The organism is Streptomyces sp. NPDC054783 (genome assembly GCF_053611725.1).
In genome coordinates this window covers 45,233-62,539 of record NZ_JBSHAY010000020.1, presented here as the reverse complement: position 1 = coordinate 62,539, position 17,307 = coordinate 45,233, and the positions used below count along the sequence as shown (strand labels likewise).

Sequence of the window (17,307 nt, the reverse complement as noted above, 5' to 3'; positions counted from 1 at the left end):
GTGACCGACTCGGGTTCACCCCCCGAAAACTTCATGAAGGGAACCGGACATGGGTCCCCATCCTGCGGTCGCGGCGATACGCCTGGCGGTCCGCCGCGTCCTCCACGACATCCTCGACGACCACCACACCTCCGGCGGCCCGGGCCGACAGCCCTACCGCGAACTCGGCCGGCAGAGCTCCGGCGAGCCCGGCCGGCAGGCCTCCGGCACGCACCCGGACCGGACAGCCGAGCGGCTCCCCTCCCCGCTCGTGCTCGTCGCGTGCTCCGGCGGCGCCGACTCCATGGCCCTCGCCTCCGCCCTCGCCTTCGAAGCGCCCAAGCTCGGCATCCGCGCCGGGGGCGTCACCGTCGACCACGGCCTCCAGCCCGGCTCCGACCTGCGCGCCGACGAGGTCGTCCTGCGCCTGCGCGAACTCGGCCTCGACCCGGTCGAGTCCGTCGCCGTGACCGTAGGCCGCGACGGCGGACCCGAAGCCGCCGCCCGCGACGCCCGCTACGCCGCCCTCGACGCCGTCGCCGAACGCCACGGCGCCACCGCCGTCCTGCTCGGCCACACCCGCGACGACCAGGCCGAAACCGTCCTGCTCGGCCTCGCCCGCGGCTCCGGCATCCGCTCCCTGTCCGGCATGGCCGCGGTCTCGGGGGCCGGCGGCCGTTACCGGCGCCCCTTCCTGGCGCTCGACCGGCAGACCGCCCGCAAGGCCTGCATGGTCCAGTCCCTCCACGTCTGGGACGATCCTCACAACGCCGACCCGGCCTACACCCGCTCCCGGCTGCGGCACGAAGGCCTGCCCGCCCTGGAGAAGGCCCTCGGCAAAGGCGTCGTGGAGGCGCTCGCCCGCACCGCCCAGCTCTCCCGCGACGACGCCGACGCCCTCGACTCCTGGGCCAGTCAGGTCGAGGCCTCCGTACGCGACGCCGCAGGCCTGCTGGAGTGCGCCAAGCTGTACGCCCTCCCGCCCGCCGTACGCCGCCGCATCCTGCGCCGCGCCGCCATCGAGGCCGGCGCTCCGGCCGGTTCGCTGTTCGCCCGCCACATCGAGGAAGTCGACCGCCTGATCACCGGCTGGCGCGGCCAGGGAGCCATCAATCTCCCGGGCAAAGTCGTCGCCCAGCGGCAGGGTGGCAGACTGGTGATTCGGCAAGGCTGAATCCAGGCCCCGCGGAGCGACCCTCCGGCGGCCGGTCCGGGCAGCCGGTGGCCGTGACCTACGGCCGTAAGTGCGGGACGACCGAAAGTGATGCGGGTGGACGCGAAAGACATGGGTGCCGACCTCCAGCAGGTGCTCATCACCAAGGAAGAGATCGACGCGAAGCTGGCCGAGCTGGCCGCGAAGATCGACGCGGAGTACGCGGACAAGGACCTGCTGATCGTCGGCGTCCTCAAGGGCGCGGTGATGGTCATGGCCGACCTCGCCCGGGCGCTGTCCACCCCCGTCACCATGGACTGGATGGCCGTGTCCTCCTACGGCGCGGGCACCCAGTCCTCCGGTGTCGTGCGGATCCTCAAGGACCTCGACACCGACATCAAGGGCAAGCACGTCCTGATCGTCGAGGACATCATCGACTCCGGCCTGACCCTGTCCTGGCTGATCAACAACCTCGGCTCCCGCGAGCCCGCCTCCCTGAAGGTGTGCACGCTGCTGCGCAAGCCGGATGCCGCCAAGGTCGCCATCGACGTCGAGTGGGTCGGCTTCGACATCCCCAACGAGTTCGTCGTCGGCTACGGCCTCGACTACGCCGAGAAGTACCGGAACCTGCCGTTCGTCGGTACGCTCGCGCCTCACGTCTACGGCGGCTGAGCCGCACCGGGTGGTGTGAGCCACTCGGCTCAAGCCTTGTAGGACGATCGGGAACCCCGGCGGGTTCCGGGCCGTTGAAGCATGCAGAGACGGGCTCCCCAGCCCTCGAAGCGGACTTCGTGCGGCTTCGGACCACTGCGCTGGGGTACCGTCAGAAGAACTGTCTTATCAAACTCACTATGGCAGGAGGGACGGGGCGGCACCGCTCCGTATGGATGGACGTGAAGCGATACTTCCGTGGGCCGGTCATGTGGATCGTGCTGGCCGTCCTTGCCGTGGTCGTGTTGATGCAGGTCGTCGGCTCGTCCGGCGGCTACAAGACGGTGGACACCGGCCAAGTCGTTGCGGCGATCACTGACAACAGGGTCCAGTCGGCCAAGCTCACCACCGGCGACGAGCAGACCATCAAGGTCACCCTCAAGGACGGCCAGAAGGTCGACGGCAGCTCGAAGATCCAGGCGAGCTACATCGGCGACCAGGGCGTGACCATCGCCGGTCAGCTGCAGACCAAGTACCAGGACAAGCAGATCCCGGACGGCTATACGGTCTCGCCGTCCAAGCAGAACCCGTTCGTCGGCGTCCTGCTCTCCCTGCTGCCCTTCGTTCTGATCGTGGTCGTCTTCCTGTTTCTGATGAACCAGATGCAGGGCGGTGGCTCCCGGGTGATGAACTTCGGCAAGTCCAAGGCCAAGCTCATCACCAAGGACACCCCGAAGACGACCTTCTCCGACGTCGCCGGCTGCGACGAGGCCGTCGAGGAGCTCCACGAGATCAAGGAGTTCCTGCAGGAGCCGGCCAAGTTCCAGGCCGTCGGCGCCAAGATCCCCAAGGGTGTGCTGCTCTACGGCCGCCCCGGTACCGGTAAGACGCTCCTCGCCCGTGCCGTGGCCGGCGAGGCGGGCGTGCCCTTCTACTCGATCTCCGGTTCCGACTTCGTCGAGATGTTCGTCGGTGTCGGTGCCTCCCGAGTCCGTGACCTGTTCGAGCAGGCCAAGGCGAACGCCCCGGCGATCGTCTTCGTCGACGAGATCGACGCGGTCGGCCGCCACCGCGGCGCCGGCCTCGGCGGTGGTCACGACGAGCGCGAGCAGACCCTGAACCAACTCCTCGTCGAGATGGACGGCTTCGACGTCAAGGGCGGTGTGATCCTCATCGCCGCCACGAACCGCCCGGACATCCTCGACCCGGCACTGCTCCGCCCCGGCCGCTTCGACCGTCAGATCGCGGTCGACCCGCCGGACCTGCAGGGCCGCCTGGAGATCCTCAAGGTGCACCAGAAGGGCAAGCCGGTCGCGCCCGACGTCGACCTGGCCGCCGTCGCCCGCCGCACCCCCGGCATGACCGGTGCCGACCTGGCGAACGTCCTCAACGAGGCCGCGCTGCTGACGGCCCGAGGCGACCAGAAGCTGATCGACAACAGAGCGCTGGACGAGGCGATCGACCGCGTGGTCGCGGGCCCGCAGAAGCGGACCAGGATCATGTCGGACAAGGAGAAGAAGATCACCGCGTACCACGAGGGCGGTCACGCCCTGGTCGCGGCGGCCTCGCCGAACTCCGACCCGGTCCACAAGATCACGATCCTGTCCCGCGGCCGCGCCCTCGGTTACACGATGGTCCTGCCCGACGAGGACAAGTACTCGACCACGCGCAACGAGATGCTCGACCAGCTCGGCTACATGCTGGGCGGCCGCGCGGCGGAGGAACTGGTCTTCCACGACCCGACCACCGGTGCCGCGAACGACATCGAGAAGGCCACCAACCTGGCCCGCGCGATGGTCACGCAGTACGGCATGACGGAGCGGCTCGGCGCCATCAAGTTCGGCGGCGACAACAGCGAGCCGTTCCTGGGCCGTGAGATGGCTCACCAGCGCGACTACTCGGAAGAGGTCGCCGCGCTGGTCGACGAAGAGGTCAAGAAGCTCATCGAGAACGCGCACAACGAGGCCTGGGAGATCCTGGTCGAGAACCGCGACGTGCTCGACCAGCTCGTCCTTCACCTGCTGGAGAAGGAGACCCTGGGCAAGGAGGAGATCGCCGAGATCTTCGCCCCGATCGTCAAGCGCCCGCCGCGGCCCGCGTGGACCGGCTCCTCGCGTCGTACCCCGTCCACCCGCCCGCCGGTGCTCTCCCCGAAGGAGCTGGCACTGACCAACGGTGCGAACGGCGCGACGGCGGCGATCAGCACGGTCAAGTCCACCGCCACGGAGTCGGCCCCGGTGACGGACCAGACCCCGGAGGACCGTCCGGAGAGCTGACCGCGTTTCGGCCAACCGGCCTGGAATGAACGCCGCGCCCACCAGGTTTTAGCCTGGGGGCGCGGCGTTCGTATGTCCGCAGCCAGACGCGTGGCCGCCGCCACGCGATAGAGGTACAGGAACGAGGAAGCACATGACCGACCCGGTGACGCTGGACGGTGAGGGCCCCATCGGCGAGTTCGACGAGAAGCGCGCCGAGAATGCCGTACGGGAACTGCTGATCGCGGTCGGCGAGGACCCGGACCGGGAGGGCCTGAGGGAGACACCGGCGCGGGTGGCGCGGGCCTACAAGGAGATCTTCGCGGGCCTGTGGCAGCAGCCGGAGGACGTGCTCACGACGACGTTCGACCTGGGGCACGACGAGATGGTGCTCGTGAAGGACATCGAGGTGTACAGCACGTGTGAGCATCATCTGGTCCCGTTCCGGGGCGTCGCTCACGTCGGCTACATCCCGTCCGTCACCGGAAAGATCACCGGCCTGTCCAAGCTGGCCCGCCTGGTCGACGTCTACGCCCGTCGGCCGCAGGTGCAGGAACGACTCACCACGCAGATCGCGGACTCCCTCATGGAGATCCTGGAGCCGCGGGGCGTCATCGTGGTCGTCGAGTGCGAGCACATGTGCATGTCCATGCGCGGCATCCGCAAGCCGGGCGCGAAGACCATAACGTCGGCTGTGCGCGGTCAGCTGCGGGATGCGGCGACGCGGAACGAGGCCATGAGCCTGATCATGGCGCGCTGAACCGGTGCCGGGGGAAACCGGCGGTCAGGCCGCCGGTTCCGCTCCCGGGGGGTTCTGGTCGTCGTCCTCCGGGAGCTTGCACACCCGCTCCAGGAACAGGGCCGCCGCTATGACACCGATGCCGGCCAGGACCGAGAGCCCGGCGTAGACGGCCTGGTCGCGGCGGGCGGGGAGGTCGAGGAGTTCCAGCAGGAAGACGCCCGTGCCGCCGTACATCCCGGCGACGAGGGCGGCGACGAGGGCGCTGGCCTGGCCGAAGACGACCGCGCGGGCGGCCATCAGGGGATCGACGCCCTTGGCGCCGGGGCGGCGCTCACGCTGGGCCTTGAGGCGGGCGCGGAGCGAGAGCGCCGTCGAGAGCAGCACCACCGCGATCAGGGCGAGCACGATGGGGGCGGCCAGGGGGACGCTGGGGAGGGTCCCGATCGAGTTCCAGAGGCGGGCGCCCGCCCAGGACAGGATCCCGGCCACGACGAACACACCCGCCAGCACCCTGATGCGCAGCTCTCTCACGGTGTCCCTTCAGCTCCCCCGGACCGGTCCGGACTGCGGTCGTCTCGACCTTGTCGTTCGAGTCGTCTTGACCTTAACGACTATTCGGGCAGTCGGAGTTCCAGGTCCTCGCGGGGTTCGACGCCCGCACGGGTGACGGACGACAGCAGTTCGGCCACCGGGCCGCGGCCGGGCAGCTGGGCCTGCGGGTCCACGTCGTGCCAGGGTGCGAGCACGAAGGCGCGCTCGTGGGCGCGCGGGTGGGGCAGGGTGAGCTGCGGGTCGTCGGAGGTGACGTCGGCGTAGGCGACGATGTCGACGTCCAGGGTGCGCGGGCCCCAGTGCTCGTCGCGGACGCGTTTGTACGCCTCCTCGATGGCGTGGGCGCGCTCCAGGAGGGAGGCCGGGGGCAGGGTGGTCTTGAGGACCACGACCGCGTTGAAGTACGACGGCTGGCTGCCCGGCTCCACGCCCCAGGGCTCGGTCTCGTACACCGGGGAGACGGCCTTCACGCGGACACCGGGGGTGTCCTCGAGCGCGTCGACCGCGCCCTGGAGGGTCTCCAGGCGGTTTCCGAGGTTGGAGCCGATGGAGATGACGGCCCATTTCGGGTTCTGCAGGGTCGTGTCGGCGGCGTCGACCTTCTCGACGACGGAGGCGGGCACCGGCTGGACGGTCGGGTCGCTGTGACCCTGGAGGAAAGATCGGGTCATACTCGGCTCCGGGTGATGGTGACGGTCACGTCGTCGAAGGGGACGGTGATCGGTGCGTCCGGCTTGTGGACACAGACCTCGACCTCCTTCACTCCTTCGTGCTTCAGGCAGGTCTGGGCGATCCGCTCGGCGAGGGTCTCGATGAGGTCCACCGGCTCACCCTCGACCACGGCCACGACCTCCTCGGCCACGATGCCGTAGTGCACGGTCTTCGCCAGGTCGTCGTCGGCCGCCGCCGGCCGGGTGTCCAGCCCCAGGGCGAGGTCCACGATGAAGGTCTGGCCCTCCTCGCGCTCCTTGGGGAACACACCGTGGTGCCCGCGGGCCTTGAGGCCGCGCAGCGCGACACGATCCACGCGAATCACTCCTGCAATCGTCGGGAAGGACCGGTGCGTACCACGTGCGGGCGGCACGGCGGTCTCTGACGAATCTACCTGCGGGCACTGACAAAGCCGGGCCGCGGGGCGCGGGCCCGGGCCGGGACCACGAGGGTTCATCTCGCGTTTCCCCAGGGAAACCCGGCCGTGTCATGGGCTGGTAGCGGCTTCTACCCCGGGGTAGGTGATTCCAACCACTTCTTGGTCCCTCTTGCTCGGTTTCCTGTGGAGCGTCTACCCGCTCAGGAGAGGGGGTCGTCGTCCGGATTCGCCCCGTCGACGCCGGACTCCTCGTCGTCGGCGCTCTCCGCCAGGACGGGGGAGGCGTGGTGCGACCAGAGCTTCCAGCCGGAGGGTGTGCGCCGGAACACGTTCGTGGCGACGACGAGCTGGCCGACCAGCGGTCCCAGTTCCGCGCCGTCCTCGGGGGCGGGGCCGCCGCTGAGGATGTTCTCGGTGCAGGTGACGAGCGCGGTGTCGCCGGTGACGGAGACGTGCACGTCGGTGAGGAAGAACTGGATGTAGTCGGTGTTCGCCATGATCAGGGCGTACGACCTGAGGACCTCGCCGCGGCCGGTGAGCACCGGCCAGCCGGGGTGCACGCAGGAGATCACGCCGGTGTCCGCCGGGTCGTGGTACTCCTCGTCCACGCCCAGGTCGGCGGGGGTGAGCCAGAGAGAGGACACTTCCTCGAAGTCACCGCGTTCCATCGCCTCGTAGAAGGCGGTGTTGGCGGCCTCCACCTGCTCGACATCGGTATGAGGGGCGCTCACCGGGCTCCTTCCGCCCCGCGCTCACCACTGATACCGGGCGCGCGCCCGCTTCCGCACGCCCCGGGCTCTCGCTCGGCACCCGGTGTGTTCCCCGCTTCACGCGCCCCGCGCTCGTTCATTTCCTGCGGCGCCGGGCCCGCCGTACGCGCCCCTTCCACGGCGCGTGCGACCCGTACGGCGTCCGCGGTGGCGCGTACCTCGTGCACGCGCACGGCCCACGCGCCGGAGTGCGCGGCGAGCGCAGAGACGGCGGCCGTGGCGGCGTCGCGCTCCCGGGCCGGCGGGGGCGCCGCTTCCGGCCCGGCGAGGACACGGCCGAGGAACCGCTTGCGGGAGGCGGCCACGAGCAGGGGGTGGCCGAGGGCGCGCAGGCGGTCGAGGTGGGCGAGGAGGCTGAGGTCGTGCTCGGCCTCCTTGGAGAAGCCGAGGCCCGGGTCGACGACGATGCGGTCATGGGCGATGCCGCCGGCCAGAACGGCCTCCACGCGTGCGTGCAGTTCGTCCACGACTTCGGTGACGACGTCCTCGTAGACGCCCTTGACGTTGCCGCCCTCGAGGAAGCCGCGCCAGTGCATGACGACGAACGGGGCGCCCGCGGCGGCGACCACCGGGATCATCGCGGGGTCGGCGAGGCCGCCGCTGACGTCGTTGACGAGGGCGGCCCCGGCCGCGAGGGCCTGTTCGGCGACGGAGGCACGCATGGTGTCGACGGAGACGACGACGCCCTCGGAGGCGAGGCCCCGGACGACCGGGATGACGCGCCTGAGTTCCTCGGCCTCGTCCACCCGGGTGGCGCCGGGGCGGGTGGACTCGCCGCCGACATCGACCAGGTCCGCGCCCTCGGCGACGAGATCGAGGCCGTGTTTGAAGGCGGCGGTCGTGTCGAACCAGCGGCCGCCGTCGGAGAAGGAGTCGGGGGTCACGTTGACGACACCCATGACCGCGCACCGGTCCCATACCGGAAGGCCGGCCACCCGGCCGCGCCCGCTGAGGTTCTTCATACGTTCAGCGTAGGCCCAGGAGCACGCCGGGAACGCGCCGCGGCCCGGGCGGAAGCCCCGTGCCGGAGGGGGCGGGACGCCCGCCCGGGCCCGTCCTGGCCGCACCGCTCGGTCCTGCGGCCCTCACGCCGCTCGGGCCGCTCGGGCGCTCAGGCCGCGCGGACGTCCCGTTCCGCCACAGAGTGCGCGCAGGGGCGCTCGGCGGCCGCCTTGCGCCGGCGCAGGAAGCGCGGGAGCGGCAGGGCGAATTCGACGAAGCCCTCCGCCTGCATGGCGGCGAAGCCGATGCGGGGCAGGTCGGCGTTGTTCCGGTAGACCACGAAGCGAGGCTCCCAGCGCGGCTGGAACTTCGCGTTGAACTTGTACAGCGACTCGATCTGGAACCAGCGCGAGAGGAACACCAGCAGCCCGCGCCAGGCGCGCAGCACCGGACCCGCGCCGATCTTCTCGCCGCGCGCGAGGGCGGAGCGGAACATCGCGAAGTTCAGCGAGACCCGGGTGATGCCGAACTTCGGCGCGGCCTGGAGGGCGGCGACGATCAGCAGCTCGTTCATGCCGGGGTCCGCGCTGCGGTCGCGGCGCATCAGGTCCAGCGAGGCGCCGTCCTTGCCCCAGGGCACGAAGTGCAGGACCGCTTTCAGGTCGCCGTACTCGCCGGGGGCGTCGTCCTGCTTGTGGGCGGTGGCGATCAGGCAGTCGCTGTCGGCGGGGTCGCCGATGCGGCCGAGCGCCATGGAGAAGCCGCGTTCGGTGTCGGTGCCGCGCCAGTCCTCCGCCGCCCGGCGGATGCGCTCCAGTTCGGCGTCGCCGAGGTCACGGATACGCCGTACCCGGGTTTCGTAGCCGGCTCGCTCGATGCGCTTGACCATTTGCCGTACGTTGCGCATCGCGCGTCCGGCGAGCGAGAAATCCGCGACGTCCACCACCGCCTCGTCGCCCAGTTCGAGGGCGTCCAGGCCGGTCTCACGGGTCCACACCTCGCCGCCCGTCTCCGAGCAGCCCATGACGGCGGGCGTCCAGGAGTGCGCCTTGGCCTCGTCCATGAAGCGTTCGATGGCGCCCGGCCAGGCCTCGACGTCGCCGATGGGGTCACCGCTGGCGAGCATCACACCGGAGACGACGCGGTAGGTGACCGCGGCCTTTCCGCTGGGGGAGAAGACGACGGCCTTGTCGCGGCGCAGTGCGAAGTGGCCGAGCGAGTCGCGCCGGCCGTGCTTCTCCAGCAGGGCCCGCAGGCGGGACTCGTCCTCCTCGGTGAGGCGGGCGGCCGGGTGCTCGGGGCGGAAGGCCAGGTAGATGGTGGTGACGGCGGTGATCCAACCGAGGGCACCGAGGGAGAAGGCGACGGTCCAGGACGTGTTGCCCTGGTAGTCGACCGGGCCCTCGAAGCCGAACAGGCCGTAGACGACGTGCGTCAGCCGGTCGGCCAGGCTCGGGTCGCCGATCGTCCGGTGCGGGTGGACGCTGACGATGACGAGTCCGAGAACGAGGGAACTGGCGCTCATGAGGACGAAGTTCGCGAGCGCCCGCCACCTGCTGCGCGGATCGGGCAGCGCCGCGAACTCGTCGCGGTGGACCAGCAGCGGCACGAGCAGGGCCACGGCGATGAGCATGCCGATGACCGAGTGCCGGTACGCGAATTGCGCCACCGCGCCCGCCGGCAGCAGCGCGACCGCGGCCCGCCACGCCCGGCGCTTGCACCGTTTGAGCCCGTGCGCGAGCAGCAGCAACAGCACGCCGGAGCTCACCGAGAGCGCGGCCGCGAAGGGGCCGAACGAGCCCGGCAGCACCTCGGCGATGGCGTGCATACGGCTGTGACGGAAGCGCGGGAACACACCCGCGGCAATGTCCAGAACGCCCACGAGGGCGGCCGCCCTGCCGACGAGGACAGGGACGGCCTCGGGGCGCGGGCCACGCAGTATGCGCCGCGCCCGGCTGGATCGGCTCGGAACCTCGCCCGACATTTCCCCATCTATCCTGACAGACATCGCATCCCGTAGTTCTGCGAGAGACCTTGGACCCGGGCCCGATCGGGCATCCGGCGACATTGCGCCCTCTAGGACGGTGTCTAGGGGAGAGAGGTTCACTCCCCGCCGGAAAGTCGGGTCAAAGGCCAAGGAAAGCCCCGGGCAAGCCTTCGCAACGAAGCGCGGGCGGGTATCGGGCGGAAAGCGCAGGCAGGTAACAGCCCATGGGTCTCACGAGCAACAAAGTGCTGATGCTGGCGATTGTCCTCGCTGTCTTGCTGTTCGTCGGGACGGTGTGGCTGTGGCCGCGACTGGCCCGGCGGAGCTGGCGGGCCGTCAGCGGACGGGTCGGCCTGCTGCTCAGCACGCAGCTGGCGCTCTTCGCCTCGGTGGGCCTCGCCGCCAACCAGGCCTTCGGTTTCTACGCCAGCTGGGCGGACCTGTTCGGTCAGGAGACGGACCAGGGCGTCGTCGTCGACCACATAGCAGGCGGCAACACCGGCCCGATCCAGGTGGTCTCCACGTCCCGGGTCATCGGGGCGGGCAGCGCCTTGCCGCAGGTGGCGGGGCAGATTCAGAAGGTGGACATCCTCGGCCGTACGACCCACATCGCGGCACCGGCGTTCGTGTACCTGCCCCCCGAGTACTTCCAGCCGCAGAACCGCGGGCGCAAGTTCCCGGTGTCCGTCGTCCTCACGGGTTATCCCGGCACGGCGCAGGCGCTGGTGGACAAACTGCACTACCCGGCCACGGCACAGCAGTTGGCCAAGGCGGGGAAGATGCAGCCGATGATTCTGGTGATGATGCGGCCGGCCGTGGCGCCGCCGCGGGACACGGAATGCGTGGACGTTCCCGGCGGCCCGCAGACGGAAACGTTTTTTGCCAAGGATCTGCGGGACTCGGTGATGGCCCACTACCGGGTGGACAAGACGCCCGCCAGCTGGGGCATCGTCGGTGACTCGACCGGCGGCTACTGCGCGCTGAAGATCGCCATGCACTACCCGAGGGCGTACGCGGCCGCTGCCGGACTGTCGCCGTACTACAAGGCGCCGATCGACCCCACCACCGGCGACCTCTTCCGCGGCAACAAGAACCTGCAGAATCGTGCCGACCTCTTCTGGGCGCTCAAGCACCTGCCCGCGCCCGAGACGTCGCTGCTCGTCACCACGAGCAAGGTCGGTGAACACAATTACAAGGACACGCTCAAGTTCATCAAGAGCGTGCAGGGCACGAACGTGACCAGGATTTCGTCGATCGTCCTTCCGAGCGGCGGGCACAACTTCAACACCTGGCGGCGGGAGATCCCGGGGACGCTCCAGTGGATCAGCACGCGGCTGGTCGCACACTGATCCCCTGCGCCTGACATCGCGTGAAGCCGGTGTTGTGGCCGTGTTTTTACGGGGCGGGGGTCCACGATTCGCCTACGCGCGGTAAGTTTCTGGCCATGCCACGTGGACGCCACCGCCATTCACCTCCTTTGCACCGGCTGTTGCCTCCGTCGGCGATCGCCGCCGTATCCGTCGTCTGCGCGCTGGGCCCCTGGGTGTTCTCCGGGGCCATGGTCGTGCGCGCACTGGCAGCGGCCGCCGCGGCGACGGCGGTCGTCGGCGCGGTCGTGATGCGCCGCTGGGACGCACAGGCGGGCAAGCGGGTCGCCGAGCTCACACGCGCGCGTGTCGGCGACGAGTGGCGGTACGAGGAGCGGGTCGCCGAACTGGAGACCGACCTGGAGGAGTCGCGCGAGCTGCGCACGAAGCTGGAGCAGCGGCTGCGCGCCAAGCGCGCGGAGCTGGCCGGCCTGCGCAACGAGCACGCGGCCCTGCTGCGCCGGTACGCCACGGCGGAGACCGAACGCGCGACCGCCCTGGAGGGACGCCGGCTGCTGGAGATCGAGGCGGCCGTGCCCTCGCCGGCGCTGCCGCCCGCGCGCCGCGCCGAGCTGGAGCCGGAGTCGGCCGAGGTGAAGGCCGCAGAGGAGCCCGCTGCCGACGCCGCCGAGGCCGGGGCGGACCTGGGGGACGAGCCGAAGGCGCGCGCGGTGTTCTCGCCCGAGGGCGCACGGCTGTACCAGCGGGCCCTGACGGCCATGGCCCGGTTCGACGGCGACGCGACGAGCGACTCCGCGACGGACGCCGCGGCTTCCGGCGGCACGGCCGAGCCCGCTTCTCCCGAGGCGGCGGCTTCTGTGGATGCGGCCCCGAAGGCGGCCGCTTCCGAGGCGGGCGAGCCCGAGGCCGGCGGCGAGGCCAGGGCCGAGTCGGGCGCTGTTCCGAAGGGCAGGGCCGATGTTCGCAAGACCGACGTGGGCGAGGCCGGCTCCGCCGCGCAGACGGATGGCGTGTCGGAAGGCGTGACGGACGCCGCCGGCGCCCCCGCGGGTGAGGCCGGTGCGCCGGCCGCCCAGGAGGACGAGGCGCAGGGGCAGCCCGAGGCGGCCGGCGGGCACGCGCGCGCGGCCGCCGCCCCGATGGCACCGGCCGAGCCCGCCCAGCCCGTGGGCCGGCCGCCCGCCGGGCACTTCACGGTGCCGACCGCGGTCGCCGTCGTACCGCCCGCGCCCGCGCGGCGCCCGGTGGTCGAGGGCGGTTTCGACTTCTTCGGCACCCAGAAGGACACCCCGAAGGACGCGCTGGACTCCGTGCAGAACGAGGATCTCGCCGACGTCGTCGGCCAGGAGGCCCTCGCCGTGCACAAGGCGGAGACCGAGGCCGAGTTCAAGGACGCCGACGCGCGGTCGGAGGGCGTCGGCCAGGTCATCGACCTGACCGCGCACGACGAGACCGAGCAGATCGACGTCCAGAGGCTGCGCAGCGCGGCTTCCTGAGGCCGTACCAGGCACGGACCCCAGGCCCGGCTTCCCGCGAGGGGGCCGGGCCTGATGTCATCCGGTCATCCAGCGGTCGGGGCGGGCGTCCCGGCGGCCCGTACGGGACCGCTCCGCCTGGGCGTGCAGGAGCCGCGCGGCCTCCTGGGCGTCCCGCAGACGGGCCGTTACGGTCTTGTCTGCTCCCGTGTCCACGTGGACGTCGGCGAGCCGCCAGAGGCGCTGCCAGGGCCCCTGACTCAGCCGGACGCTCTGCACCTTGGCGTGCGGGACCAGCGAGATCCGGCGCCGCAGCAGACCGCGCCGGGTGGCGAAGACCGCGCCGGTGACCGCGAGGCGGTGGCCGCGCCACCACACCGGCACGCACCAGCGGGCCCGCCGCGGCGGCCACGAAAGCTCCTGAGGCACCGTCACACCGGGCAGCACGCGCGCGACGACCGACTCGGCGACCAGGCGCGGGGCGACCGGCACCAGCACCGAGTTGGCGGACCCGGCCACGTCCAGTTCCACCCGCACCCAGCCGAGCCGCCGCCACAGCAGCGGCTGCACGATCCGCACGGTCTGCACCCGGCCCGGCGGGACCGTCTCGTGCGTACGGTCGAGCAGCCCGTGGTCGATGCGCAGCCCGTCCGGTGACTCGCTCACCGTCCAGTCGAACTCGCCGGCGAACCGTCCCGCGCTGCTCGCGCCGGCCGCGCCGAACAGCGGCAGGGCGGTCGCGAGGACCGTCCACAGGTTGTGGGTGGCGAGCCACAGCACGGTCGGCATGACGAGCGCGGCGCACAGCGAGACCCAGGTGGCGCCCGTCAGTACCAGGGAGAGCGCCAGCGCGCGTGGGGGCACGTGCAGCAGTTCCTGCGCCGGAGCCTCGCCGACTTCGCGCGCCGTCTCGGGCGCGAAACCCGCCGCGCGCGCCAGCAGCTCCGCGCGCAGGGCGCGCGCCTCGTGCTCGCCGAGGAAGGCCAGCTCGTCCTTGTCGTCGGCGCCGACGACGTCGATCCGCAGCTTGGCGACGCCCGCCACGCGCGCGAGGAGAGGACGGGAGACGTCCACGGCCTGGATGCGCTCCAGCCGGATGTGCGCGGTCCGCCGGAACAACAGACCGGTACGGATGCGCAGTTCGGTGTCGGTGACCGCGAAGTGCGTGAACCACCAGGACAGGAAGCCGTAGAGGCCGGCCGCGGGCACCAGCAGCGCGAGCCCCAGCAGCAGCGCGGTGGTGGTCAGCCGCGCCAGCTGCGCTTGCGTCCCGTTCGGGTCGTGCACCGCCCATCCGGCGAGTACGGCGACCGGCGCCCACGCCCGCCGGAACGGAGTGACGGGGTGCAGCCGGCGCTCGGTCACCGGCGCGGGCGCCGGTATGTCCTCACCGTGGTCCGGGGCCGTCACAGGCCCGCCGATCGTGCCTCGCCCAGCTCGGTGAGCCGGTCGCGCAGCCGTTCCGCCTCGGCCGGGTCCAGGCCGGGGATGGTGGCGTCGGTCGCGGCGGCCGCGGTGTGCAGCTGCACGGTGGCCAGCCCGAAGCGCCGCTCGAGCGGCCCGGAGGTGACCTCCACCAGCTGCATCCGCCCGTACGGCACCACCGTCTCCTTGCGCCACAGGACACCGCGGCTGATCAGCAGGTCGTCGGCGCGCTCGGCGTACCGCCACGAGTGCCAGTTGCGTCCCACCAGCCGCCGGCACCACGCGGCGCAGGCCACGGGCACCAGGGCGAAGGCGGCCCACGCGGGCCCGACGAGCAGGCCTGGAAGCAGCCCGGTGGCGACCGCGAGAGCCGCCGTCCACGCCACCACGAGCAGCCGGCGCAACCGCATCAGAGCGGGCTGCAGCCCCCGCCACTCCAGCTCGGCCCCCGGTATCCCGGTCTCCTCCGGGCTCCCCGTCTCCATGGGGCCAGCGTACGTAGGGGAAAATGGGGCCATGACTCCTACGACGGAGACCACGGTCGGGATCGGCGGCGCCGCGGAAAGCACCGACATGGTGCTCAACATCGGACCACAGCACCCGTCCACGCACGGCGTGCTGCGGCTCAGGCTCGTGCTGGACGGGGAGCGCATCGTGCGCGCGGAGCCGGTGATCGGCTATATGCACCGCGGCGCCGAGAAGCTCTTCGAGGCGCGTGACTACCGCCAGATCATCGTGCTCGCCAACCGCCACGACTGGCTGTCGGCGTTCTCGAACGAGCTGGGCGTGGTCCTCGCCGTGGAGCGCATGCTCGGCATGGAGGTGCCCGAGCGGGCGGTGTGGACCCGCACCCTGCTCGCCGAGCTGAACCGGGTGCTCAATCACCTGATGTTCCTCGGCTCCTACCCGCTGGAGCTGGGCGGCATCACCCCGGTGTTCTACGCGTTCCGGGAGCGCGAGGTGCTCCAGAACGTCATGGAGGAGATCTCCGGCGGGCGCATGCACTACATGTTCAACCGCGTCGGCGGCCTCAAGGAGGACCTGCCGGCCGGGTGGACCGCACGCGCGCGTGCAGCCGTCGCCGACGTGCGCTCGCGCATGGACGTCTTCGACGACCTGGTGCTCGGCAACGAGATCTTCCGCGGACGCACGCGCGCGGTGGGCGCGATGACGCCGCAGACCGTGCACGCCTACGGTGTCAGCGGGCCCATCGCGCGCGCCTCGGGCGTCGACTTCGACCTGCGCCGCGACGAGCCGTACCTGGCGTACGGCGACCTCCAGGACACCCTGAAGGTCGTCACCCGCGGCGAGGGTGACTGCCTCGCCCGCTTCGAGGTCCTGCTGGAGCAGACCCACAACGCGCTCGACCTCGCCGACGCCTGCCTGGACCGGCTCGCCGAGCTGCCGCCCGGGCCGATCAACCAGCGGCTGCCGAAGGTGCTGAAGGCGCCCGAGGGGCACACCTACGCGTGGACCGAGAACCCGCTCGGCATCAACGGCTACTACCTGGTCAGCAAGGGAGAGAAGACGCCGTACCGGCTGAAGCTGCGCTCTGCCTCGTACAACAACATCCAGGCGCTGACCGAGCTGCTGCCGGGAACGCTGGTGGCGGACATGGTGGCCATCCTGGGCTCGATGTTCTTCGTGGTCGGCGACATCGACAAGTAGGGCGGTCCCGGGAGAGGGGCCGGCTCAGGCGAGTGGGTCCGGAATTCCAACCGGCTGGACGAGCCAGCCGAAGTCACCGAGGCCGCCCGGCGCGGTGAGCTCGGCGGCCTCCCCGGCGCTCGCGAGGGCGCGCACATAGGCCGTGGGGTCTGTGGAGGCCAGCGCGAGCGGGGGGCGTGTGCCGGTGACGTCCAGAGCGCGCAGGGAGGCGCGCTGCGTGAGAAGGCGCGCGCGGGGCAGGGCGTGCGCCGTGTGGGAGGGCGCCTGCGCCGTGTCGGTGGGCTTGTGCGTGGTGTCGGTCGGTGTGTGTGCCGGTTGCTGGGGCGTGCCCGAGGTGGCATGCGTCGTGTCGTGGGGTGCGCGCGCCGTGTTGTGGAGCGCTTCCGAGGGCGTGTGCGCCGTGACGGCCGCCGCGCAGGCGTCGAGCGCGACGTGCGCCGTGATGTCGCACGACCCGTCCGGTACGGGCGCCGTCTCGCGGCCTTCCCGGAAGCCGGTGAGCGTCCCGAACGGGGGGCGCGTGTCGCCGGTGTGCGCGTAGTCCACGGCCACCGCGAGCCCACGCGCCACCCGGTCCACCGCAGACGCCCACGCCAGGTCCCGGGGCAGCCCGATCTCCGCGCGCAGCCCTTCCTCGGCGGGCAACGGCCACCATCGGGCGAGCCAGTCCGCCGCCGCGCCGGTCACCGGTTTCCCGAGCCGCTCGGTGCCGTCGTCGGCGACGAGCACCAGCCGGGGTACGCCCGCGGGGTCGACCTCGGCCACGTCCACGGGCACGTTGTCCAGCCACTCGTTGGCGAACAGCAGTCCCGTGACGGTGGCAGGGGGCGTGTCCAGCCAGGTGATGCGTTCGTCCAGTCCGGCCGGGCGGTCGGCGAGCTCGACGGCGTATGCACGCGCGCGTGCGACTACGTCGGCCGGCAGGGCGGCCAGCACTCCGGTGATCAGCTCGCCGCGCCCCGCGCCCATGTCGACGAAGTCCAGTGCCGCCGGCCGCCCGAGTGCCTCGTCGACCCGGCACAGCAGCCGGGCCACGGCCTGCGCGAACAGCGGCGAGGCGTGTACGGACGTACGGAAGTGGCCGGCCGGGCCCTCCGGACGGCGGTAGAAGCCGCCGGGGCCGTACAGCGCCGCCTCGGTCGCCGCACGCCAGCCACGCCGACCCCCGCCGTCTCCGTCGCCGGGGCGCCGTCCCGCTTCCCGTGCCGTCTCATCCGTCACCGGAACAGACTAGGCACACAGATGATCACTTCCTCCACCTTGCGGAGTACGCGCCCCGGGCGCGGATCG

16 protein-coding genes are annotated in these 17,307 nt (G+C 71.5%); 7 read left to right on the top strand and 9 right to left on the bottom strand.

All coding sequences use genetic code 11. The features are described 5' to 3' along the window. Positions 1-49 precede the first annotated feature (49 nt). From tilS to folE, 4 genes are all read left to right on the top strand, one after another. Positions 50-1,153, top strand: a complete 1,104-nt coding sequence (tilS, locus tag ACWGJ5_RS29670) for a tRNA lysidine(34) synthetase TilS (RefSeq protein WP_453312714.1) — start codon at positions 50-52, stop codon at positions 1,151-1,153. A 90-nt stretch (positions 1,154-1,243) separates the two neighbouring features. After that, a complete protein-coding gene (hpt, locus tag ACWGJ5_RS29665; RefSeq protein WP_030177349.1) occupies positions 1,244-1,804 on the top strand; it encodes a hypoxanthine phosphoribosyltransferase in 561 nt (186 codons plus the stop codon). 215 nt (positions 1,805-2,019) lie between these two features. Next, a complete protein-coding gene (gene ftsH / locus ACWGJ5_RS29660) occupies positions 2,020-4,059 on the top strand; it encodes an ATP-dependent zinc metalloprotease FtsH (protein ID WP_453312713.1) in 2,040 nt (679 codons plus the stop codon). 133 nt (positions 4,060-4,192) lie between these two features. Next, positions 4,193-4,798 (top strand): GTP cyclohydrolase I FolE, encoded by a 606-nt coding sequence (gene folE / locus ACWGJ5_RS29655; protein WP_055708011.1) that lies wholly within the window; start codon positions 4,193-4,195, stop codon positions 4,796-4,798. 24 nt (positions 4,799-4,822) lie between these two features. Here folE and ACWGJ5_RS29650 read toward each other — a convergent pair whose 3' ends face one another. The 6 genes from ACWGJ5_RS29650 to ACWGJ5_RS29625 form a co-directional block, all read right to left on the bottom strand. Beyond that, a complete protein-coding gene (locus tag ACWGJ5_RS29650; protein ID WP_453312712.1) occupies positions 4,823-5,311 on the bottom strand; it encodes a DUF3180 domain-containing protein in 489 nt (162 codons plus the stop codon). Between the two features lie 80 nt (positions 5,312-5,391). Then, entirely contained in the window at positions 5,392-6,003 is a 612-nt protein-coding gene (folK, locus tag ACWGJ5_RS29645; RefSeq protein WP_228624222.1) for a 2-amino-4-hydroxy-6-hydroxymethyldihydropteridine diphosphokinase, read from the bottom strand. After that, positions 6,000-6,359 carry a dihydroneopterin aldolase gene (folB, locus tag ACWGJ5_RS29640; protein WP_228624223.1) on the bottom strand — a complete coding sequence of 120 codons (360 nt, stop codon included), beginning with the start codon at positions 6,357-6,359 and terminating at the stop codon, positions 6,000-6,002. Before folB ends, folK begins: the two co-directional genes overlap by 4 nt. A 263-nt stretch (positions 6,360-6,622) precedes the next feature. Continuing rightward, positions 6,623-7,153, bottom strand: a complete 531-nt coding sequence (locus ACWGJ5_RS29635; protein WP_453312711.1) for a nuclear transport factor 2 family protein — start codon at positions 7,151-7,153, stop codon at positions 6,623-6,625. Continuing rightward, a complete protein-coding gene (folP, locus tag ACWGJ5_RS29630) occupies positions 7,150-8,154 on the bottom strand; it encodes a dihydropteroate synthase (protein WP_453312710.1) in 1,005 nt (334 codons plus the stop codon). Before folP ends, ACWGJ5_RS29635 begins: the two co-directional genes overlap by 4 nt. A 149-nt stretch (positions 8,155-8,303) precedes the next feature. Beyond that, complete coding sequence (locus tag ACWGJ5_RS29625) at positions 8,304-10,118, bottom strand: phosphatidylglycerol lysyltransferase domain-containing protein (RefSeq protein ID WP_453312709.1); 1,815 nt, start codon at positions 10,116-10,118, stop codon at positions 8,304-8,306. A gap of 227 nt (positions 10,119-10,345) precedes the next feature. Here ACWGJ5_RS29625 and ACWGJ5_RS29620 point away from each other — a divergent pair, with 227 nt between their 5' ends. Further along, entirely contained in the window at positions 10,346-11,470 is a 1,125-nt protein-coding gene (locus ACWGJ5_RS29620) for an alpha/beta hydrolase (protein WP_453312708.1), read from the top strand. A 95-nt stretch (positions 11,471-11,565) separates the two neighbouring features. Further along, positions 11,566-12,945 carry a hypothetical protein gene (locus tag ACWGJ5_RS29615; RefSeq protein WP_453312707.1) on the top strand — a complete coding sequence of 460 codons (1,380 nt, stop codon included), beginning with the start codon at positions 11,566-11,568 and terminating at the stop codon, positions 12,943-12,945. A gap of 57 nt (positions 12,946-13,002) precedes the next feature. On the opposite strand, the gene ACWGJ5_RS29610 is transcribed toward ACWGJ5_RS29615, so the two are convergent. Continuing rightward, complete coding sequence (locus tag ACWGJ5_RS29610; protein WP_453312706.1) at positions 13,003-14,334, bottom strand: PH domain-containing protein; 1,332 nt, start codon at positions 14,332-14,334, stop codon at positions 13,003-13,005. Further along, positions 14,331-14,834 (bottom strand): PH domain-containing protein, encoded by a 504-nt coding sequence (locus ACWGJ5_RS29605; protein WP_453312705.1) that lies wholly within the window; start codon positions 14,832-14,834, stop codon positions 14,331-14,333. Before ACWGJ5_RS29605 ends, ACWGJ5_RS29610 begins: the two co-directional genes overlap by 4 nt. Before the next feature lie 31 nt (positions 14,835-14,865). Here ACWGJ5_RS29605 and ACWGJ5_RS29600 point away from each other — a divergent pair, with 31 nt between their 5' ends. Continuing rightward, positions 14,866-16,017: an NADH-quinone oxidoreductase subunit D gene (locus ACWGJ5_RS29600; RefSeq protein ID WP_453312704.1), complete on the top strand. Its 1,152-nt coding sequence runs from the start codon at positions 14,866-14,868 to the stop codon at positions 16,015-16,017. A gap of 24 nt (positions 16,018-16,041) precedes the next feature. Here ACWGJ5_RS29600 and ACWGJ5_RS29595 read toward each other — a convergent pair whose 3' ends face one another. Further along, positions 16,042-17,238, bottom strand: coding sequence for an SAM-dependent methyltransferase (locus ACWGJ5_RS29595; protein ID WP_453312703.1), 1,197 nt, complete (start codon positions 17,236-17,238; stop codon positions 16,042-16,044). Between the last annotated feature and the right edge of the window lie 69 nt (positions 17,239-17,307).